Source organism: Kribbella sp. NPDC055071, from assembly GCF_053608045.1.
On record NZ_JBSGUS010000014.1, the window covers coordinates 162,569 to 181,421 of the forward strand.

Here is an 18,853-nt window from a genome sequence, read left to right on the forward strand (position 1 = left end):
GCGCATGGGTGTGACTGTGGAGGTTGGCGAGCAGAAGGCGTACCTGGCTCGAGCGGGTAAGGCCGGGATGTTGTTGTTGCCGATGATCACCGGGATCGGCGCGCAGCTGCGGGAGTGGGCCGATGAGTTGGCGGGGGAGGGGATCACAGCCCTGGTGTGGGATCCGTTCGACGGGAACAGCCTGGACAACTCGACGCGGGACGAGCTCAGTGCGCAGCTGGGGCAGATGAACGACGACACCGCGTTGGGTCAGCAGGTCGAGTTGCTCGACCACCTGACCGGCGAGCTGGGATGCGACAAGGTCGGTGTGATCGGGTGGTGCCTCGGCGGACGGTTCGCGTTCCTGCTCGCGGCGCGGGATCAGCGGGTCGCGAACGTCACCGCGTTCCACCCGACCGTTCCGTCGAACCTGCCGCCGCATCACACGTACGACGCGATCGCCGAGTCGGCCGGGATCACCGCGCCGGTGCTGGTGAGCTACCCGGGCGCGGACGCCGCCGTACCGAATGCCGACTTCGAGACGCTGCAGACTGTCCTGCAGGCACGGACGACGGGCGCGACGTTCACCCACTACTTCCCCGGCGCGGCGCACGGTTTCACCCACAAGTCTCGTCAGGAGGACGAGGTGAACGCCGCCGCCTATCGGTTGGCGTGGCCGCAGGCGCTCGCGTTCCTGCAGGCGACTCTTGGCTAAGCAGCCCGTCGATGCGCGGTCGGCGTCGTACCGCGAACGCGTTTGAAGGCAACGCTCAGTGCAAACGCGTTCGCGTACCCGACCCGCCGCGCGATGGTCTCGACGGTGTCCTTGGTCGAGCGCAACTGATCGGCCGCGAGGGTGATCCGCCAGCCGGTGAGGTAGCTCATCGGCGCCTCACCCACGAGTGCGGTGAACCGACGAGCCAGCGATGCGCGCGACGCCCCGACCCGGTCGGCGAGCTCGCTGACGTTCCACGGGTACGCCGGATCCTCGTGCAGCAGTCGCAAGGCGGAGCCGGCGATCGGATCCGTCTGCGCCTGGTACCACCCCGGCGCCACTGATTCGGGCCGCTCGAACCACGCGCGCAACGTGGTGATCAGGGCAAGATCGAGCCACCGGTCCAGCACCGTCTGCTGCCCCTGCGCATCCCGCTGGATCTCGCCGATGATCATGTCCATCACCGGCCCCGCGACATCCTCGGCCGGTACGACGAGCACCGACGGGAGCGCGGTGACGAGCCGCCGGCCGACATCACCGGCGAGCTGATAGGTGCCGCTGGCAACCATCACCTCACCCGACGCGCGACTGCCGAACGTCCGCACCCCAAGGCGTGCCGAGTAGTCGGCCGGTGCCCCGGGCAACGGTTCGCACGCGCCACCCGGATGGATCCGCAACTGTGGCGCGGTCTCGACACTGTCTCCGACGACGTACGGCGAAGGCCCGGTGAAGATCGCGACATCGCCTTGGCCCATCCAGACCGGCTCGGAGCCGTCGCGCGTCACCCAGCCCGACCCGCGGACCAGGGTGGCCAGCGCGAGCGGCGCCTCGTCGCGGATCTCGATCGCCCACGGCAGCTCCATGATCGTCAGGTTGAAGACCCCGTCCCGTGCGCGGGTCCCGGCCAGGAGATCGTCGAGTACGTCCATGCCCCAACCCTAACCCCAGATGAGCGTCACGAACATCGAACTGGGACGAACAGCCATGGTTTGTCTCATCGAATCCCGATGAACTAGTCCCATGACAACGACACCGATCCTCATCCTCAGTGGTAAAGGCAAGACCGGCCGCCGCGTCGCCGCGCAGCTCGACGCCCGCGGCATCCCGTACCGGCTCGCGTCCCGCTCCAGCGCGCAGCGCTTCGACTGGTATGACGAGAGCACCTGGTCACCCACGATCGCCGGCGCGGACACGGCGTACCTCGCGCCTCCGGTCGGCCCGACCGGACTCGCCCAGGCCGGCCGCTTCGTCAAGCAGGCCGCAGCCGAAGGGCTCCGCCGCGTGGTGCTGCTGTCCGGCCGCGGCGTCGGCAGTCCGGGACGCGACTTCGCCGTGTACGACGGCCAGCTCGATCTGGAGCACGCGGTCCAGGCGAGTGGCGCGGACTGGACCATCGTGCAACCGGCGTGGTTCGCCCAGGGCTTCAGTGAGGACTTCCTGCGGTACCACGTGTTGGCGGGCGAGATCCGGCTGTCGGCCGGCACCGGCGCCGAAGCCTGGATCGACACCAACGACGTCGGCGACGTGATGACCGAGGCCCTCCTCAACGAGGCGTACACCGGCCAGATCCTCGCTCTGTCCGGCCCACGCCCGCTGACGATGACCGAGGTCGCCGAACTCCTCTCCACCGCGACCGGCCGACCGATCGGGTACGTCGACCTCGAACCGGAGGCCCACGTCCGCGAGCTGATCGAGCAAGGCCTCACCCAGGAAGACGCCGAGGCCGTCCGCGACCTCTTCGCCGTCATCCGCAACCACCGCTCCGAGTACGTCTCCGACGGCGTCGAGAAGGTCCTCGGCCGAGCCCCCCGCAGCTTCGCCGACTGGTCCCGCGAAACCGCCACCACCGGAGTCTGGACGGAGTAGCCGGTAGGAAAGAGACAGAAGCCCTCGCGCCCACCTTTAAGGTGCGAGGGTTTCGTCTGCTTGTCGGCAGGGGTCAAGCGGCTGAGCGGAGCATCATTCGGATGCCGACGGCCAGGCCGAGGATGGCGGTGACGATCGCGGCCAGCCAACCCCAGGCCACCGAGCTGGTCAGCACATCGCCGGAGAACAGGGTCCGCTCGGCGTTGACGACGTACGAGAGCGGGTTGAAATGGGCGGCGACCTTCATCCAGCCCGGACCGCTCTCGAGCGGGAGCAGCATGCCGGACAGGATCATCAGCGGGAACAGGAAGGTCTGCTGCACGACCCAGAACATCCAGTCCTGCTTGCGCACCGCGATCGCGAGCGCGTAGCTGAACGAGCCCAAGCCGATCCCGAACACCGCGAGCAACGCCAGACCGACCAATGCACCACCGAGATGCAGATCGAACGCGAACGGCGTCATCACGGCGATCACGATCACCGCCTGCCCGAACAGCGGCACCATCTCCTTCAGTGCCCGGCCGATCAGCAGCGACGACCTGGACAGCGGGGTGACCAGCATCCGTTCGTGCGCGCCGGTCTGTAACTCGAACAGCAGGTTCGAGCCGGTGGTCGACGTACCGAAGAGCGTGGTCATGACCAGGATCGCCGGCACGAACCACTGCCAGACGTTGCCGCCCAGTGCGCCACCCATCGATCCGGAGAGCAGCGGACCGAAGAGGCCGAGGAACACCAGTGGCTGGATCATCCCGAACAGCAAGGAGAACGGGTCACGGAGCACCGGTTTCAGCTCACGCGTCATCACGATCCGGATGTCGCGGATCAGGTTCCGCGACGACTGCTGCTGGGCAGTGGTGGTAGGAGTCGTCGGAAGTGTGAGGGTGGTCATCAGGCTGCCTTTCCGTCTTCGCGCAGGGTGCGTCCGGTGAGGTTGAGGAACACGTCGTCGAGCGTCGGCCGGTGGACCTGCGCCGCAGCCACCGGTACGCCGTTCTGCTGGGCGATCGTGATCAGTTCGGGCAGTGCCGCCGGGCCGTCCGCGACCCGCACGCTGAGCTCGTCGCCAACGGCAACCACTTCACGAGCCCCAGGCAACTTCTCGGCGAAGATCGCAAGCCGTGAAAGATTGGCCGGAGCAACGGTCAGCGCGATCCGATCTCCCGCCAGCTTGGCCTTCAGGGCGTCGGCGGTGTCGTCCGCGATCACCCGACCGTTGTCCACGACAACCACCCGCTCGGCCATCGAGTCGGCTTCGTCGAGGTAGTGGGTGGTCAGCACGATCGTCATCGCGTACTGCTCGCGCATCCGCAGGATGTGGTCCCACAGGTTCGCCCGGTTCTGCGGGTCGAGCCCGGTCGACGGCTCGTCGAGGAAGAGCAGCGACGGCGCGTGCACGAGTCCCATCGCGACATCCAGCCGCCGCCGCTGACCGCCGGACAGCTCCGACACCTTGCGGTTGACCAGGTCGGTCAACTCGAGCGCCTCGACCAGCTCGGCCGTACGACGCTTGGCCGCTCGCCGATCGAGTCCGTAGATCACGCCTTGGCCGACGAGCTCGTCCCCGACCCGATGCTGGTGACCGGCGCCGTTGCCCTGACCGACATACCCGATCCGACGACGAACCTGGCTGGGATGCGCGGTCACGTCGTACCCGGCGACCGTCGCGGTCCCCGACGTCGGGGTGATCAGGGTGGTGAGCATCCGCAGGGTCGTGGTCTTGCCGGCGCCGTTCGGGCCGAGGACGGCGACCAGTTCACCTGGTTCGACGTCGAGGCTGATGCCGCGGACCGCATGCACGGTCTCGGTCCGGCTCACCACGAAGTCCCGGGTGAGCTCTCGTGTGCTGATCACGATGTCTCCTTCAGTGAGGTTGATGGGCACGACCTTTCCAGCAGTAGAGGACAGGTCCTGGCCTCCACCCGAGGTGGTTCTCGTCACCGAAGTTGTCTGGCCGGATCACGCAGCGTAGGATGAATTCATCAACCGATGAATTCAGGAGGGTCGGAATGACTGACTGGGACGTACCGGTACTAGTGGTCGGCGCCGGACCGACCGGGCTGATGGCCGCGGGTGAGCTGGCCAGACATGGGACGCAGGTGCGGATCATCGACCGGGCCGAGGCGCCGGCGACGACCTCCCGCGCTCTGATCACCTGGTCCAGGACGCTCGAGCTGTACGACGACATCGGTCTGACCGAGCCGGTCCTGCAGACCGGTCGCATCGTCAAGGCGCTGAATGCCGTTTACAGCCAGGAGAATCACGTCCGCATCGAGCTCCTGGGCTTGCTCGACGGTCCGGAGACGCACAGCGAGTATCCGTACGGCTTCACCATCTCCCAGCACGACACCGAGCGCATCCTGACCGACCATCTGTCGGAGCTGGGTGTCAAGGTCGACCGCGGGATGGCCGTCACCGATGTGGTCCAGGACGACGACGGCGTCACGGTCACTGTCCATCGGATCGACAGTGGTACCGAGCAGATCCGGGCCGGTTGGGTCATTGGTGCCGACGGTGCCCACAGCAAGGTGCGCGAGGCAACCGGGATCCCGTTCGAGGGTGCGACGTACCACGAAGAATTCATCATGGCCGACGCCGAGCTCGACTGGGAGCTGCCGGACGACGAGCTCTATGTCTTCATCTCCAAGGCTGGGATCTTCGCCGCGTTCAACATGCCCGGTGAGCATCGGTTCCGTATCTTCGGCAACGTCAAGGCGAAGGAGGACGGGCCCAGCGCGGAGTACAGCGAGCCGACCCACGAGGAGTTCCAGGCGATGATCGACGCCCGGATCCCGTACCCGACGCGAGTGGTCAAGGAGTACTGGGTCAGCCGGTACCGGATCCACCGCCGTGGAGTGCCGCGCTACCGGGACGGCCGGGTCTTCCTCGCCGGTGACGCGGCACATGTGCACAGTCCGGCCGGCGCGCAAGGTATGAACACCGGGCTCCAGGATGCTTACAACCTGGCCTGGAAGCTCGCCCTGATCGAGCGTGGCGTGGCAACCGGTGCGGCGGCCGATCGCCTGCTGGACAGCTACCAGGCCGACCGGCATCCGATCGGCCGGCGGCTGCTGAAGACCACCGACCGGATGTTCTCGGTGATCTCCGGCCAGCAGTCGCCGATGAAGTTCATCCGCGAGCACGTGCTGCCGGGGGTCGGGAGCCGTGTGCTGCAAGCGAAGTCGAGTCGTCGCTTCCTGGCCGGGCTGCTGTCCGAGCTCCACCTCTCGTACCCGGAGAGCCCACTCAACGCGGAGACCGGAGGCCATTGGGGTGACGCGGTCGCACCGGGGGAGCGCGCCCGCGAGGTGACGCTGGGCGAGGGACGCATGTACGACGTGCTCCGCGGCACGCACCACACCGTCCTGCTGTTCACCGGCTGGGACGACGGCGCCGCGAACGCCGTCGAGCTGACCCGGCTGGCCGAACGGATCGAGACGACGTACCCGGGTCTGGTCGTCGCGCGCGTGATCAGCGCCGGCCGGTACGCCGACCATCCCAAGATGCTCGCCGACCCGGACCGGACCGCTCACCGGCAGTACGGCATCGAGAACGGATCCGCCTTCGTGGTCCGGCCCGACAAGTACATCGGCTACCGCGGGACCCCGATCGACGCCGACGACATCCTGGCCGACCTCGCCCGCCGCTTGACATAGCGGACAGCACCTGACCGGTACTCGTGGCAATCTGAGGTCATGTCCGAGACCTCGGCCCGACTCCTCTCGCTGCTGTCCCTGCTCCAGGCCCGCCGCGACTGGCCGGGCGCACTGCTGGCCGAACGACTCGAGGTCAGCCCGCGCACGGTCCGTCGCGACGTCGACCGGTTGCGCGACCTCGGCTACCCCGTGCGCGCCACCAAGGGACCGGACGGCGGCTACCGCCTCGACGCAGGCGCCGAGCTGCCGCCGCTGCTGTTCGACGACGACCAGGCGATCGCCGTCGCGGTCGCCCTGCAGACCGCGACGACCACGGTCGCCGGGATCGAGGAGGGCGCGTTGCGCGCACTCGCGACGGTCCGTCAGGTGATGCCGGCGCGGTTGCGGCAACGGGTCGACGCGCTCCAGGTGACGACAGTCGACAAGTACGCCGATACCCGCCGTACGAAGGTGGACGCGGAGCACCTGATGGCGATCGGTACGGCGGTCCGGGCGCGTGAGGTGCTGCGGTTCGACTACCCGGCATCGGTGCAGTCGGACCAGGACTGGGTGCCGCCGCGGAAGGTCGAGCCGCATCACCTGGTGACCTGGGGTGGTCGGTGGTACCTCGTCGCGTGGGACCTGGACCGGAACGACTGGCGGACCTTCCGGGTGGACCGGATGGTGCCGAAAACCCCGACCGGGCCGCGATTCACCCCACGGGAGTTGCCCGCGCCGGATGTGGCGACGTACATCTCCAGCCGGTTCCAGACCGGCAGCCAGATGACGTGCCGCGGTGAGGCGATCCTGCAGGCGAAGGCGTCCGACATCGCGCAGTGGGCCGGCCGCGGCGCGATCGTCGAGGAGATCACCCCGACCACCTGCCGGCTCATCCTCACCGCCTGGTCATGGACCGGTTTGGCCGCCACCTTCGGCATGTTCGAGTCCGACCTGGAGTTCGTCGGTCCCCAGGAACTGAAGGACGCGGCCGCCCACCTCGCCGCGCGCTACCGGGCGGCAGCGTCATGACGGCGGAGTTGATCGTTGTGGACGCGGCCGCCTGGCGAGCCTGGCTCGGCGAGAACCATCAGGTCTCGGACGGCATCTGGCTGGTGCTCGCGAAGAAGAACGTCACCGACCCGACCAGCCTCACGTACGACGAGGCCCTCGATGAAGCCTTGTGCCACGGTTGGATCGACGGCCAGCGCAAGGGCCGCGACGAGCAGACCTTCATCCAGCGGTACACACCGCGACGCGCTCGCAGCATGTGGTCGAAGCGCAACGTGGGGATCATCGCCCGGTTGGTCGAGGAAGGCCGGATGCGGCCGGCCGGCCACGCCGAGGTCGACCGTGCCAAGTCCGACGGGCGCTGGGACGCGGCGTACGACGCCTCCTCCCGGCAGGAGATCCCCGCCGACCTCGCCGCCGCGCTGGCCGCGGAGCCACGAGCCCAAGCGATGTTCGACATCCTGACCAGTGCGAACCGGTTCGCGGTGATCTACCGCGTCACGACACTCAAACGCCCCGAGACCAGAGCGAACCGGATCGCCCAATTCGTCGAGCAACTGTCCCGCGGCGAAACCATCTACCCGCAGAAGCGGACGCTGGACGGAGATTAGGGCGAGGTGATCGCGGGCTCCTGGCCAGGCGTCAGCGGGAAGTAGGCGAGGAAGGTGACACCCTCGTCGAGGGCGTCGAAGCGGGTGATCTCGATGCCCGCAGGCTCGTAGAAGACGTCGCCTGCGCGGAGGGTCTGCTCAGCGCCGCCGGCCTGCTGATAGCTCACCGAGCCGGACTCGATGCTGCCGAAGACCGGCCCGTTGTGGACGTGGGCACCGGCCGCAACACCAGGCTGCATGGTGATTCGTCGTACCTCGACGCGCTGAACGGCGAGTGCCTCGGGCAACTGTTCGTCGAGGACGATCACCCGGCTCATCGGTTCCATGGCACCGATCCTACGAACGTGTGGGTCAGTACAGGATCGGGTTGAACGGGGAGGAGATGAGTTCGCCGGGTTTGTTGCCCGGCATCCAGTGGGCGAGGTCGGACTCCTGCATGCCGTTGACGGGGTGGGCGATCTCCATCGCGGCGTCGACGTAGATGATCGTCATCACCCGGCGGGGTACGTCGGTCTCGTTCGCCGGCGCATGGTGGAACGTCCAGCCGAGGTGGTAGCTGACCTCGCCGAGCTCGTACGGCTCGGAGACCTCCGGGAACTCCTGCTCCGCCAGCGATTCCTGCAGGATCCGCTCGGACTCGTCGCTGATCGGCAGGTCCCGGCCGTGCTCGAACACGTGACTACCCGCCGCGAAGGACAGCGGACCCATCTCCATCGGCGTCTCCTGCAGCGGCACCCACACCGTCACACAGCGATCGGTCCGGAACGGCCAGTAGTACTGGTCCGCGTGCCACGGCGTCACGCCGCCGCCGGACTCCTTGTAGAGCGCCTGATCGTGGTACAGCCGAACCGACGCGACCCCGAGCAATTGCGCCGCGATCTTCGCCAGCCGCGGCGACGAAACGAACTCCAGGACCCGCTCGCTGTCCTGCCACAAATTCATCACCTGCAGGAACGCCTTCCCGTAGGTGTCGCGCTCTTCCAGCGGCAGGTGCTGGGTGTTCAACTCGATCACCTTGCCGGTGATTTCCGGTTCGTAGGCCGCGATCGTGTCGGGGCTGAGAACGTTCTTCAGCTTGACGAAGCCGTGCTCGGCGAAGCGCGCGATGTCGGACCGGCTGAGGGTGTAGACGGTCTCGAGCTCGGGGCGGGTCAAGGTCATGGGACCCTAGCGTTCCCGCTGTCCTCGACCGCTGTAAAGATCAGTGATCAAATCTTTGCCGCGTTCAATCACTTCCGCGTGGCGAACCGGTCCAGTGCCGCGAGCACAAGAATTTGGGTGTTACTTCCACCTGCGCCGTGCCCTTCCCCGTCGACCAGATGCAATTCCGCGTCCGGCCAGGCCTGAGCCATCCGCCAGGCGATATCCGCGGGACTGCTGATATCGAGCCGGCCGTTGATCAACACCCCAGGAATCCCGGCCAGCCGACCGGCCTCGCGGACCAGCACGTCCTCCTCCAGCCAGGCCGCGTGACCCCAGTAGTGAGTGACGAGCCGCGCGAACCGCAGCCGAAAGACGGGATCGTCGTACCGGGTGTCGGGCCGCCACCCTGGATGCGTGCGGACATGGGTGTCCTCCCAGTCGCACCAGTCCCGCGCGGCCTTCGCCCGTACGGCGGGATCCGGGTCGTGCAGCAGTTTGCTGTAGGCGAGCGGAAGGTTTCCGTCCCGCTGATCCGCCGGCACGCCGTCACGGAAGCGCGCCCACTCCTCGGGGAAGACCCGGCCCATCTGCCGGGTAACCCAGTCGACCTCGCGCCGGGTCGTGTTCGTGACGCTGAACAGCACGATCTCCGAGACCGCCTCCGGATGCTTCTCGGCGTACGCGAGTCCGAGTGTGGCTCCGTGGGACGCGCCGAGGAGTAACCATTTCTCGATCCCGAGGTGTTGGCGGAGTTGCTCGAAGTCGGCGATCAGGGTCCAGGTGGTGTTCTTGCTGAGGTCCACATCCGGCTCGGCGGCGTCCGGCGTACTGCGCTCGCAGTTGCGCTGATCGACCAGGACGACCTGGTATTTCGAGGGATCGAAGTACCGGCGCCACCCGGGCGCGGCTCCGGATCCCGGGCCGCCGTGGATCACCAGCGCTGGTTTGCCGTCCGGATTCCCGCAGACCTCCCAGTAGACGCGATTGCCGTCGCCGACGTCTAGCAGGCCGTGATCGTACGGCTCGGTCTCCGGATACATGCTGCGCTCCCCAGATCTAACAGTGCTGTTAGATCTAATGTAACAGTACTGTCAGATCGACAGCACGCCGGTGTAGGTGAGCGCGAACGTGCCGCAGGGGAAGAGGAACAGGGCCGCCAGCACGATGATGCCTTTGAACGACTGGCGCGGGCCGATCAGTTTCGGGTACGCCGCGACCAGGACCGGGACCATCACCACTTCGAGGGCGAGCATGCCGCGGGGGATGATCGTGCCGGTCGCGGCCAGGACCACGGACAGCGCCGCCGCCGCGATCCAGGCGCCGTACCCGATCAGGAACGTCGTGCGTGCGCCGAAGCGGACCGCGATCGTGTGATAGCCCGCGGTGCGGTCGGCTTCGAGGTCGGCGAGGGTGGTCGGGAGGTAGAGACCGACCGCGGCGAGCGTGCCCTGCAGGCCCATCAGCCACGGGAAGTCGCTCAGGTCCGGATTGATCGCGGCCCAGCCGGCCAACGGTCCGAAGGCGCCGAGGGCGAGCGCGTTGACCGCGACATCGAAGCCGGCCCGGGTCTTCAACCGGACCGGCGGCACGCTGTACGCGTACCCGAGCAGGACGGCCAGCAGCACGCCAAGCGCGAACACGACTCCGACCTGCAGGCTCAGCCCGACCGCCGCGACTCCGGCCGCGAACGCGAGCCGCTTGGCCGCGCGCAGAGTGATCCGGCCGTCGAGCAGCGGCGACTTCGCCTTGCGCGGGTTGAGACGGTCACCCGGCAGGTCGTACGCATCGTTGACCGCGAGGACCGCCAGCCAGACCAGCGGACCCATCACCACCGCGCCCACGATCAGCCGCGGCCAGTCCTCCAGCGGCGGCACGAGCCGGTGCGTGGCGAGCAGGATCCCGACGTAGTACGGAACGACCGACACCACCCAGAACGCCGGTCGCCCCACCGCTAGCACGTCCCGGACCCGCGGTGCAGCCGTCCTTCTCCCCACCAAGGTGGTCACGACTCCACTGTCCACCCACCGACGGCCCGCGGTCCTCACTCCAGCGAGTGAACCCCCTCACTCCTCCGGCTCGACGTGAGCAACAGCACCTTTCTCCAGAGCGACCCACACCGAACCGTCCGCGTCGACGGTCAGGCCGTGCGGCTCGGAGCCCTCGCCGAGGTCGTGCCGTTCGACAACGTTGCCCTCGGCATCCAATCGGATCAGTTCTTCCGCGCCCCACAAGGTGATCCAGCATCCGCCATCGTCCGTCGCGACGACAGCGTGGGGCTTGGAGCCCGCCGGCAGACCGAACTCCTCGAGCTTCCCGTCCGCCGTGACCCGGCCGACCTGATCCGCGAGGATCTCCACGAACCAGACTCCGCGCGGCCCGGCGCTGATACCGACCGGCCCGGCACCCTCGGTCGGCAGGGGATAGGTCGTCACCGCGCCATCCGTGCTCATCCGTCCGATCGCGTTCCCCTGGTTGAGCGTGAACCACAGCTCGTCACCCAGACTCGTGATCATCGCCGGGAACGCGCCCGTCGTCCCGATCGGGAACGTCGACACCGTGCCGTCGACCGTGATCCGGCCGACCTGATCGGCATTCATCAAGGTGCACCACAGTGCCCCGTCCGGTCCCACACACAGCCCGTACGGCGCGCCCGTGATCTCGACCGCCGACACGGCACCGTCGTACCCGATCCGTCCGACGCGGTCGTCGCCGTTCCGGGTGAACCAGACGGCGTCGTCCGGTCCCGCGACGATCACGCTCGGCCGCGAGTCCGGCGCGTCCAGGTCGAACCGGCGTCCGGACCGGGTGGCGACGACGCCAGTGTGGACGAGCGTCGCCCACACGTCCCCGCTGCCGACAGCCAGGCCATACGGACCCTCTACCGCGAACTCGGTGATCGGCACGACGACTCCTCTTTCAGCTCGAGCGGGACCTGGTTGTCCTGGGCCCAGGCGATCGGGTCAGAGGATAACGGGCTCTTATGACGGGGTGTGTGGGTCTGATCGGTCACCGCTGCGCCGTGGCTGTGTTGCCCCCTCCGGCGGGTGAGCACTGGATGTAGAAGTTCGACGCGCCGACCAGGCTGAGCCGATTTCATGGGTTGGCCCATGAAATCGGGGGATGCGGACCCTGAATACGGGTGTGGAACCCCCGATATCAGTGGCGGACCCACGAATTTGGGTGGGCTACCCAGGAAATCGGGCCGGCGGTGTGGGGCCGGGGTGGGGTGGGGTGGGCTGGTGGGGATGGGTTGTTGAGTCGTGGCGATTGGTTCGTGCCGGGATATTCGAGTCGTGGATTATGTCGCGGACGTTGGGCGTGTCGTTGACCACGATCCACGACTCGATGCTCGATCGGCGAGATCTCGAGGTGTGGCCGGATCTGTCTCGGCGGTGGCCCGCCTGATGCGGGCGGTTCGGAAGCCGTACGCGATGAACCCACGCAGACGACACAAGCACCGGACAACGACTGTACGAGCTCACCCAGTTCTGGGCGGGCCGCTATGCGCGCAGTGCAATCGTCGTACGACGAGCTGTCCAGCGCGGCGAGGTCCCGGCGTCGGTCGATGCCAAGGGCAACCGCTGACCGGTACGCGAGCGTCGCCGCGGCGGGAGCGCGAGCGGGACCAGGTCGTGTCATAGGCTCGGAGTGAGGAGGCGACTGTGACTGGACGGCTGGCGAACGAGGTTGTGCTGGTGACCGGATCCGCGCGCGGGATCGGGCGGGCGGTGGCGATGAAGGCCGCGGAGGAAGGTGCGGCCGTCGGGCTGGTCGACGTACTGACCGATCAGCTGGCCGCGACGACCGCCGAGCTCGCCGGCACCGGTGCTCGCGTTGCGGGCGCGGTCGGCGACATCACCGACGAGGTGTCGATCCGGCAGGCGGCCGGGAAGCTGACCGACGAGCTGGGCGCGCCGTTCACCGTGCTGGTCAACAACGCCGGCAAGAACGCGTACGCCGATGCCACCAAGATGTCCGTGGCCGAGTGGGACAGCGTGTTCGACGTCGACCTCAAAGGCGCCTGGCTGATGGCCCGCCAGGTCCTGCCCCCCATGATTGAGAGCCGCCACGGCGCGATCGTGAACATCGCGTCGATCCACTCCTACCTCACCACCGCCGGCATGTTCCCGTACGCCGCAGCCAAGGCCGGTCTAGTCGGAATGACCAGATCCCTGGCCCTCGACGTCGCCCCTCACAACATCCGGGTCAACGCCGTCAGCCCCGGCTACATAGCCACCGACCTCCTCGAAGAGTTCTTCAACACCTTCGAAGGCGAACGCGAAAAGGCCCTGGGCGTCCACCCCCTAGGCCGCATCGGTACCCCCGAAAACGTAGCCGAAGTCGTCTGCTTCCTAGCCTCCCCCGCCGCCGCCTTCGTCACCGGCGCCAACTGGCCCGTAGACGGAGGCCTAGGCACCCGCTACGCCTGACCCCGGGTCGGGTTAGCGGGGTGGGCCTGGGTTGTAGGCGCAGGCTTCGGTCAGGTCGGCGGGTTTGGTGGTTGGTTTGGTGGTGGGGTGGGGTTTGGTGGTGGTTGTGGGGCGGTGGGGTTTGGTGGTGGGGTTGAGGGCTTGCTGGATGAGGGTTCTCATGGCGGCGTAGTTGGGGTTGCGGCCGTTGGGGTAGTTCTTTTGTTTGTCCAGGTCGATGTTGGCGATCTTGGCGGTCTTCACGCGTTGGCCCAGGGTGACGAAGTCGCCGAGGAGCTTCTGCGGGATGTCGGTGCGGATCAGTTGCTCGCCGGCCTTGGCGATCGCCTGGTAGTTGGCCAGGACGTTCTGCGGGGTGGCGCGTTGAACGATCGCCTGGACCGTGCACTGCTGCCGTGCTTGCCGGGCTACGTCGGCGGTCGGGACCCGGTACCGGCCGCGGGCGAACCACAGGGCTTCGTAGCCGTTCAGGTGCTGGTTCGGACCGGGTTGGAGGTAGCGCGTTGGCGGGATCTTCTTGTCGTCGTTGCCGCCGACCGGGACGGGGTAGTTGATGTTGACCGTGATCCCGCCGAGCGCCTGCACCAGCTTGGCGAACCCGGCGAGGTTGATCTGCACGTAGTAGTGGATCTTGAGGCCGAGCGCCTCACCGACCGACAGCTTGAGGATGTCGGCGCCCTCGTTGTCCGACGGCCCCAGGATGCCCGGATGCTCCTGCGGGATGATCCGGTACATCGCGTCCAGGTAATGGTTCGAATCGTCGGGCTTCCCGTTCGGATCGTAGAAGCCGTACGGGTACGCCTTGTGCAGCGGCGAGTCCGCCGGAAACGGCATCCGCATCCAGTTCCGGCTCAATGAGATCAGCGACGTGTTCCCGGTCTTCGTGTCGATGCTCGCGACCATCACCGAGTCGGTGCGAGTGCCGTCGCGGTCCGCGCCGTCGTCGGCGCCGAGCAGCAGCACGTTCAGCCGCGGCAGCTGCTCCCAGACGTCCTTCTTCTGGTCGATCTTCGGAGCGGTCTGGCTCTTCGACTTCGAGCCCGAGAACACCTTGGTGACCAGATCGCGCTGCGCCATCAGCGACTGCGCACCCGTCGCCGTACTGGCCGCGAGCCCGAAGCACACCAGCCCGATCACCACCGACCCGAACGCCCGCGCCCCGGCCCCCGCGGTCAGCGGCCGCAACATCTTGTACGACGTGACGAGGACGACGACCCACGTGAGCGCGATCGCGCCGAGCCCGGCGATCATCCACAGCAGCAGCGTCGGATCCAGCGCCCAGGTGATCACATCGTCGCGCCGACGGAGACCGACGTACGCGGCGGCGCCGTACAGCAGGACGCTGATCGTCGTCATCACGACGCCGATCCGGGTCCGCCGGGCGATCAGGTACGCCGTACCCGGCAGGAGAATCCCGACGACCGCCAGCGCCAGCGCAGCGAACGCCGACCGTTGCCGGGGCTTGGACCGGCGGGCTCGACCGGGTGATGCGCGACGGGCTCTGCTGCTCGGGGACATGGGCTCCACTCGTCTTGCGGCGACAGGACAGTGCAATACAGGGCAGGACACAGCGGGCGCGGCCCCCGAGCGCGCGTCCATCCCCTTCGATTCACTGACCCGGCAAAAAGTTGGCATGATTCCGGATGTGGCCGACATTCAGGTACGCCGAGCCAACCCCGACGACGCGGAGTCCCTGGTCCGGTTGCGCGGGCTGATGTTCGCTGCCATGGGCAACAAGAGCAGGAAGGAAGAAAAGAAAGAGGGAGAAGGGGAGGGACGAGGGAACGAACGAAGGAAGGGCAAGGAGAGGGGGAGGTTGAGCAACGAGAGCACCGACCCGGAGGCGCTGTGGCAGGGGATCGCGCTTGAGTGGTTCGGCGAACAGCTCGCTTCGCCTGCGACCTTCGCGGCGTACGTCGTCGACGACCCGGCGGCCGGCGTGGTCGCGTGCGCGGCCGGCACGGTGTTCGTGCACGCGCCAGGACCGAGCGACCTGACCACGGTCCGCGGTCACCTGTACAACGTCAGCACCGATCCGGAGTTCCGGCGCCGCGGTCTGGCGCGCGCCTGCGTGACCGCGCTGATGGACTGGTTCCGCGACGAGGCCGCCGTCGGCGTCGTCGAGCTGCACGCGACCGAGGACGGCCTCGACCTCTACCGGTCGCTCGGCTTCACCGAAGCGCGCTTCCCGACGCTGCGTTTCCGCCAGGCCTGACCCACCTCGCGGCTGGTATCTCGAGACTGAACCAGCAGGGTGAGATTCCGGGCTCCAGCCGGGGGAGAAGAAGGGTTTGTGGGCACAGGGGCAAGAACGCAGTGAGGACGCGCCCACCGGGGCGCGGTGTGAGGAGCTCACCCAATGCGCCGCTGGACTGTACTCAGGACGATCGGGTCGGCGATCGCGGTAGTGGTCGTGATCGGAGTGCTGTACGAGCTCCCGGCCAGCCCGCTGTCCCGCCACAGCTCGCCGGCCCGCACGGCCGCGTCGTCGAAGAGCCGGCCAGCCCAGTCCACGCAGCCGGAGTCCACCCACTCCGGGCCCGCCCAGAGTGCGACGCCGCAGCGGAACACGACCATGCCGAACCTCGCCGAGATTCCGGCCCGATCGGATCCGGCGATCACCTACCCGATCACCGGGCCGAACTCGTTCACCGTACTGCCCGCCACTCCCGGCGTGATCGGCACCGCGGGCAGGCTGATGACCTTCCAGCTCGCGATCGAGCGCGGGATCCGCGGGGTCGACCCGACCGCGTTCGCCCAGTTCGTGCGGGCGACGTACGGCGCCCCTCAGGGCTGGGCGTCGCAGGGGGTGTGGCGGTTCCAGCAGGTCGGGCCGGAGCAGACGCCCGACTTCAAGCTGATGCTGGTCACGCCGCAGACGCGGGACGTGTACTGCGGCGGCGGGCCGGATCGCTACACCAGCTGCCGGATCGGCGATCGCGTCGTACTGAACGTCGCTCGGTGGGCGCACGCCGTACCGAACTACCAGGCGCCGCTGACCGCGTACCGGCAGTACATGGTCAACCACGAGACCGGTCACCGGCTCGGCCACGGCCACGAGCTGTGCCCGGGACCCGGCCGGCCGGCGCCGGTCATGCAGCAACAGACCTTGGGAATGCACGGATGTACGCCGTACTCCTGGCCCTACCGCAACGGCGTCCGCTACAGCGGCCGCCTGGGCCAGTACAACGACACCGTCCCGCAGACCTGAAAATCAGGCCTGAAAAGTCACGCCTGAAAAATCACGCCTGGATGATCGAGAGCACGTTGCCGGCCGGGTCCTTGAACCAGGCGATCAGTGGGCCGCCGCCGGCGGAGATCCCGAGCTCGTCGTGGTCGTCGCGGTACCGCTCGAAGGTGAGCCCACGCTCCGCGAGCGCACGCGCGGTCGCGCGGATGTCCTCGACCGGGAAGTTGAGCACGGTGTACTCGGCCGGCACGTGGTTCGGCTTCGGGTAGACCAGGATCGCGTTGCCGCCGGCAACGTTCAGGTGGAGCATCCCGTTCGCCTCGCCGACGTCCACCCCGAGCGTCTCGCTGTAGAACGCCTTCGCCACCTCGATGTCGTCCACCGAGAACCCGCTGAACGCCTTCGTGTCCTTGAACATCTTGTTCCTCCTCGTTCGACCTGACGCGGGTACGTCGAGACCGTCCGAGCTATTTCGACACGGCCTATCAGTTGTGGAGGGCGGCCTGCGGGATCGCGTCGGTGACGGCGGCGACGACGGTCGCGGACTCCAGACCGTCGGCGACGGTGTGGAGCAGGCGGACCAGGTGGGCGGCATCGGTCGGGCCGAGGATGCCCGTGATGACGTCGAGGACGCGGACGGTCAGGCCGTCCAGCTGGGAGAGCCGGGCCTGGCCCATCCCGGTGACCGCGAGCTTCGGCGTGGTCCGAACCATGCCGAGTGCCTCCAGGTCGACGATCGCGAGCTCGGCCTCGCCGGAAGTGATCCCGACCTGCTCGGCGACGTCGTCAGCGGTGTCCCGGCCGTTGGCGATCGCGTTCAGTACGAGCGCCGCCGGCATCTTCATGCCGACCGCGTCCTGCAGGCCGAGGATGAGTGGGTGCGCGTGGCCACGGACGCGCTCTACCGCGTCCAGCAGCCGGAGTGCGTCGCCGACGTCGCCGATCAGGTGCTCGGTCTGGACGGAGGCGAGGCCCGTCGCGCCGGGCCGGGTCGGTGACTGAACGACTCCGACGGTCGACCGCTCAGGAACCGCGAGCGCCTGAGCGTCGAACCCAGGATCGACCGATGGAGGCTTGATACCAGCGTCTTCGATGGTCACGCCTCCAGCGTACGGAGTCGTTCCGACAGCTCGGCGTGTCGTTTGCTGAGGAAACGCTATGAATCTCGAGCCCCACTCCCTGGCCCGAGCAGACAATCGAACAAGGGGTCGAACAATTCGGATCTGGCTGGTCCGAAAAAGTTTGCCCGTTGACGGACAAATCGAGATCGGGGCGTGACCAACGGCGTGGGTGCTCCGTTGCATCTGATGTGACGGTGAACACCTTCGGCGCACCGGCACCGCGCTCGCCCGCGAATTCCCTGCCGATCACCTCGAAGAATTTGCCAGGAGGACCAGTGACAACCGCCACCGCCACCCAGACCGTCGAGCGCCGTCGCGTGCGGGTCTGGTTCGGTGAGCACGTGATCGCCGACTACAACGCCGAGCCGGCGTTGGCCGAGCGGTACGCCCACGCCATGAGCCGTCGCTTCGCCGGTCTTCGGGTCACGAACGACCCGATGCCTGCCGTTGACCGTCTCCCCGACCCCCTGCCCGGCGAGCGCATGTGGGACGTAGCACCCCGCTGAGAAAACCTCCGGTCCCTTTTCGCGTTCCGTACTCACCAGACAACCCACGCGGAACGCGGCCAGGTCGAGAACCTCACCTCGATCACCAAAGGGAACCGGCAGTGCTCTTCACCGGGCACGGGGTGGCAGGCGAGCGCGAGCGTTCTGCTCCTCGCCTGCCACCATTTCTCCCCAGCACAAATGCGCCTGAGACAACACCACCGACACAAGAACCACCGACACAACAACACCGTCCGCACCGGCCCCCCAAGTCCGGTGCGGACGGTTTCTTGTTGCCTCACAAGCCCTCGTAGTACTCCGGCTTCATCTGAATGAGCTGCACGTAGTTCCCGTCCGGATCGATCAGCGTCGCGAACCAACCGACACCCCGATCCTCGGGGTGCACCAGCCACGTGACGTCGAGCGTCCGCAGGTGTGCGGCGACCGCCTCGATGTCCTCGACACCGAAGTTCACGATGCACCGCCCAGGCTCGACGGTCTTGCTCGCAACGTCGTCCCGCCGCTCGATCACGAGCCCGAAGCCTCCGACGTTCAGGTTCCCGTACCCGTCGACCTTGGCGTCGAGCCCGTCGCGATACCAAGCCTTCAACCGCTCCGGGTCGGTGCTGCCGATCAACATACTGTTCAACACAGGACCAGCCACGATCTCTCC

The 18,853-nt window shown here is 67.5% G+C and carries 21 protein-coding genes; 9 read left to right on the forward strand and 12 right to left on the reverse strand.

What is annotated here, in order from left to right; all coding sequences use genetic code 11:
• Nucleotides 1–4 precede the first annotated feature (4 nt).
• Entirely contained in the window at nucleotides 5–694 is a 690-nt protein-coding gene (locus ACWF4Z_RS23530) for a dienelactone hydrolase family protein (protein ID WP_452245266.1), read from the forward strand.
• On the opposite strand, the gene ACWF4Z_RS23535 is transcribed toward ACWF4Z_RS23530, so the two are convergent.
• Entirely contained in the window at nucleotides 691–1,623 is a 933-nt protein-coding gene (locus tag ACWF4Z_RS23535; RefSeq protein ID WP_452245267.1) for an AraC family transcriptional regulator, read from the reverse strand. The genes ACWF4Z_RS23530 and ACWF4Z_RS23535 overlap by 4 nt on opposite strands.
• A gap of 91 nt (nucleotides 1,624–1,714) precedes the next feature.
• Between ACWF4Z_RS23535 and ACWF4Z_RS23540 the strand changes: the two genes are divergently transcribed.
• Complete coding sequence (locus ACWF4Z_RS23540; protein WP_452245268.1) at nucleotides 1,715–2,560, forward strand: NAD(P)H-binding protein; 846 nt, start codon at nucleotides 1,715–1,717, stop codon at nucleotides 2,558–2,560.
• Nucleotides 2,561–2,633: 73 nt separating this feature from the next.
• On the opposite strand, the gene ACWF4Z_RS23545 is transcribed toward ACWF4Z_RS23540, so the two are convergent.
• Together ACWF4Z_RS23545 and ACWF4Z_RS23550 are read right to left on the reverse strand one after the other, a co-directional pair.
• Nucleotides 2,634–3,449 carry an ABC transporter permease gene (locus tag ACWF4Z_RS23545; RefSeq protein WP_452245269.1) on the reverse strand — a complete coding sequence of 272 codons (816 nt, stop codon included), beginning with the start codon at nucleotides 3,447–3,449 and terminating at the stop codon, nucleotides 2,634–2,636.
• Entirely contained in the window at nucleotides 3,449–4,411 is a 963-nt protein-coding gene (locus ACWF4Z_RS23550; RefSeq protein WP_452245270.1) for an ATP-binding cassette domain-containing protein, read from the reverse strand. Before ACWF4Z_RS23550 ends, ACWF4Z_RS23545 begins: the two co-directional genes overlap by 1 nt.
• A 155-nt stretch (nucleotides 4,412–4,566) precedes the next feature.
• Here ACWF4Z_RS23550 and ACWF4Z_RS23555 point away from each other — a divergent pair, with 155 nt between their 5' ends.
• From ACWF4Z_RS23555 to ACWF4Z_RS23565, 3 genes are read left to right on the forward strand one after another with little or no spacing between them, the layout of a single operon-like run.
• Nucleotides 4,567–6,213: an FAD-dependent monooxygenase gene (locus ACWF4Z_RS23555; protein ID WP_452245271.1), complete on the forward strand. Its 1,647-nt coding sequence runs from the start codon at nucleotides 4,567–4,569 to the stop codon at nucleotides 6,211–6,213.
• 39 nt (nucleotides 6,214–6,252) lie between these two features.
• Complete coding sequence (locus tag ACWF4Z_RS23560) at nucleotides 6,253–7,221, forward strand: helix-turn-helix transcriptional regulator (RefSeq protein WP_452245272.1); 969 nt, start codon at nucleotides 6,253–6,255, stop codon at nucleotides 7,219–7,221.
• Nucleotides 7,218–7,811: a YdeI/OmpD-associated family protein gene (locus tag ACWF4Z_RS23565; RefSeq protein WP_452245273.1), complete on the forward strand. Its 594-nt coding sequence runs from the start codon at nucleotides 7,218–7,220 to the stop codon at nucleotides 7,809–7,811. Before ACWF4Z_RS23560 ends, ACWF4Z_RS23565 begins: the two co-directional genes overlap by 4 nt.
• Here the strand turns inward: ACWF4Z_RS23565 and ACWF4Z_RS23570 are convergent.
• The 5 genes from ACWF4Z_RS23570 to ACWF4Z_RS23590 all read right to left on the reverse strand — a co-directional run bounded on the left by ACWF4Z_RS23570 (nucleotide 7,808) and on the right by ACWF4Z_RS23590 (nucleotide 11,857).
• Nucleotides 7,808–8,137: a cupin domain-containing protein gene (locus ACWF4Z_RS23570; RefSeq protein WP_452245274.1), complete on the reverse strand. Its 330-nt coding sequence runs from the start codon at nucleotides 8,135–8,137 to the stop codon at nucleotides 7,808–7,810. The genes ACWF4Z_RS23565 and ACWF4Z_RS23570 overlap by 4 nt on opposite strands.
• 25 nt (nucleotides 8,138–8,162) lie before the next feature.
• Nucleotides 8,163–8,972: a phytanoyl-CoA dioxygenase family protein gene (locus ACWF4Z_RS23575; protein ID WP_452245275.1), complete on the reverse strand. Its 810-nt coding sequence runs from the start codon at nucleotides 8,970–8,972 to the stop codon at nucleotides 8,163–8,165.
• Between the two features lie 68 nt (nucleotides 8,973–9,040).
• Entirely contained in the window at nucleotides 9,041–9,994 is a 954-nt protein-coding gene (gene pip, locus ACWF4Z_RS23580; protein WP_452245276.1) for a prolyl aminopeptidase, read from the reverse strand.
• A gap of 51 nt (nucleotides 9,995–10,045) precedes the next feature.
• Nucleotides 10,046–10,960 carry a UbiA prenyltransferase family protein gene (locus ACWF4Z_RS23585; protein WP_452245277.1) on the reverse strand — a complete coding sequence of 305 codons (915 nt, stop codon included), beginning with the start codon at nucleotides 10,958–10,960 and terminating at the stop codon, nucleotides 10,046–10,048.
• A gap of 57 nt (nucleotides 10,961–11,017) precedes the next feature.
• Nucleotides 11,018–11,857, reverse strand: a complete 840-nt coding sequence (locus tag ACWF4Z_RS23590) for a virginiamycin B lyase family protein (RefSeq protein ID WP_452245278.1) — start codon at nucleotides 11,855–11,857, stop codon at nucleotides 11,018–11,020.
• A gap of 759 nt (nucleotides 11,858–12,616) precedes the next feature.
• On the opposite strand from ACWF4Z_RS23590, the gene ACWF4Z_RS23595 reads away from it, so the two are divergent.
• Nucleotides 12,617–13,384 carry an SDR family NAD(P)-dependent oxidoreductase gene (locus ACWF4Z_RS23595; RefSeq protein ID WP_452245279.1) on the forward strand — a complete coding sequence of 256 codons (768 nt, stop codon included), beginning with the start codon at nucleotides 12,617–12,619 and terminating at the stop codon, nucleotides 13,382–13,384.
• A gap of 12 nt (nucleotides 13,385–13,396) precedes the next feature.
• Here the strand turns inward: ACWF4Z_RS23595 and ACWF4Z_RS23600 are convergent, their stop codons facing one another.
• Entirely contained in the window at nucleotides 13,397–14,902 is a 1,506-nt protein-coding gene (locus ACWF4Z_RS23600; RefSeq protein ID WP_452245280.1) for an LCP family glycopolymer transferase, read from the reverse strand.
• A gap of 298 nt (nucleotides 14,903–15,200) precedes the next feature.
• On the opposite strand from ACWF4Z_RS23600, the gene ACWF4Z_RS23605 reads away from it, so the two are divergent.
• Nucleotides 15,201–15,599: a GNAT family N-acetyltransferase gene (locus ACWF4Z_RS23605; RefSeq protein ID WP_452245281.1), complete on the forward strand. Its 399-nt coding sequence runs from the start codon at nucleotides 15,201–15,203 to the stop codon at nucleotides 15,597–15,599.
• Nucleotides 15,600–15,743: 144 nt separating this feature from the next.
• Nucleotides 15,744–16,595 carry a DUF3152 domain-containing protein gene (locus tag ACWF4Z_RS23610; RefSeq protein WP_452245282.1) on the forward strand — a complete coding sequence of 284 codons (852 nt, stop codon included), beginning with the start codon at nucleotides 15,744–15,746 and terminating at the stop codon, nucleotides 16,593–16,595.
• Nucleotides 16,596–16,626: 31 nt separating this feature from the next.
• On the opposite strand, the gene ACWF4Z_RS23615 is transcribed toward ACWF4Z_RS23610, so the two are convergent.
• Both ACWF4Z_RS23615 and ACWF4Z_RS23620 read right to left on the reverse strand, forming a co-directional pair.
• Entirely contained in the window at nucleotides 16,627–16,992 is a 366-nt protein-coding gene (locus ACWF4Z_RS23615; RefSeq protein WP_452245283.1) for a VOC family protein, read from the reverse strand.
• Nucleotides 16,993–17,059: 67 nt separating this feature from the next.
• A complete protein-coding gene (locus ACWF4Z_RS23620) occupies nucleotides 17,060–17,674 on the reverse strand; it encodes a MarR family transcriptional regulator (RefSeq protein ID WP_452245284.1) in 615 nt (204 codons plus the stop codon).
• A 296-nt stretch (nucleotides 17,675–17,970) separates the two neighbouring features.
• Between ACWF4Z_RS23620 and ACWF4Z_RS23625 the strand changes: the two genes are divergently transcribed.
• The gene (locus tag ACWF4Z_RS23625; protein ID WP_452245285.1) at nucleotides 17,971–18,201 is read left to right on the forward strand and encodes a hypothetical protein; all 231 of its coding nucleotides are present in this window, start codon (nucleotides 17,971–17,973) and stop codon (nucleotides 18,199–18,201) included.
• A 277-nt stretch (nucleotides 18,202–18,478) separates the two neighbouring features.
• Here the strand turns inward: ACWF4Z_RS23625 and ACWF4Z_RS23630 are convergent, their stop codons facing one another.
• Nucleotides 18,479–18,844: a VOC family protein gene (locus ACWF4Z_RS23630; RefSeq protein ID WP_452245286.1), complete on the reverse strand. Its 366-nt coding sequence runs from the start codon at nucleotides 18,842–18,844 to the stop codon at nucleotides 18,479–18,481.
• Nucleotides 18,845–18,853: the final 9 nt, after the last annotated feature.

Bases quoted from the DNA above. Each gene is read 5' to 3' on its own strand.
- pip (WP_452245276.1), bottom strand. From the start codon at position 9,994: ATGTATCCGGAGACCGAGCCGTACGATCACGGCCTGCTAGACGTCGGC.
- ACWF4Z_RS23575 (WP_452245275.1), bottom strand. From the start codon at position 8,972: ATGACCTTGACCCGCCCCGAGCTCGAGACCGTCTACACCCTCAGCCGG.
- ACWF4Z_RS23565 (WP_452245273.1), top strand. From the start codon at position 7,218: ATGACGGCGGAGTTGATCGTTGTGGACGCGGCCGCCTGGCGAGCCTGG.
- ACWF4Z_RS23540 (WP_452245268.1), top strand. From the start codon at position 1,715: ATGACAACGACACCGATCCTCATCCTCAGTGGTAAAGGCAAGACCGGC.
- ACWF4Z_RS23545 (WP_452245269.1), bottom strand. From the start codon at position 3,449: ATGACCACCCTCACACTTCCGACGACTCCTACCACCACTGCCCAGCAG.
- ACWF4Z_RS23560 (WP_452245272.1), top strand. From the start codon at position 6,253: ATGTCCGAGACCTCGGCCCGACTCCTCTCGCTGCTGTCCCTGCTCCAG.
- ACWF4Z_RS23535 (WP_452245267.1), bottom strand. From the start codon at position 1,623: ATGGACGTACTCGACGATCTCCTGGCCGGGACCCGCGCACGGGACGGG.
- ACWF4Z_RS23600 (WP_452245280.1), bottom strand. From the start codon at position 14,902: ATGTCCCCGAGCAGCAGAGCCCGTCGCGCATCACCCGGTCGAGCCCGC.
- ACWF4Z_RS23555 (WP_452245271.1), top strand. From the start codon at position 4,567: ATGACTGACTGGGACGTACCGGTACTAGTGGTCGGCGCCGGACCGACC.
- ACWF4Z_RS23570 (WP_452245274.1), bottom strand. From the start codon at position 8,137: ATGGAACCGATGAGCCGGGTGATCGTCCTCGACGAACAGTTGCCCGAG.
- ACWF4Z_RS23610 (WP_452245282.1), top strand. From the start codon at position 15,744: ATGCGCCGCTGGACTGTACTCAGGACGATCGGGTCGGCGATCGCGGTA.
- ACWF4Z_RS23615 (WP_452245283.1), bottom strand. From the start codon at position 16,992: ATGTTCAAGGACACGAAGGCGTTCAGCGGGTTCTCGGTGGACGACATC.
- ACWF4Z_RS23530 (WP_452245266.1), top strand. From the start codon at position 5: ATGGGTGTGACTGTGGAGGTTGGCGAGCAGAAGGCGTACCTGGCTCGA.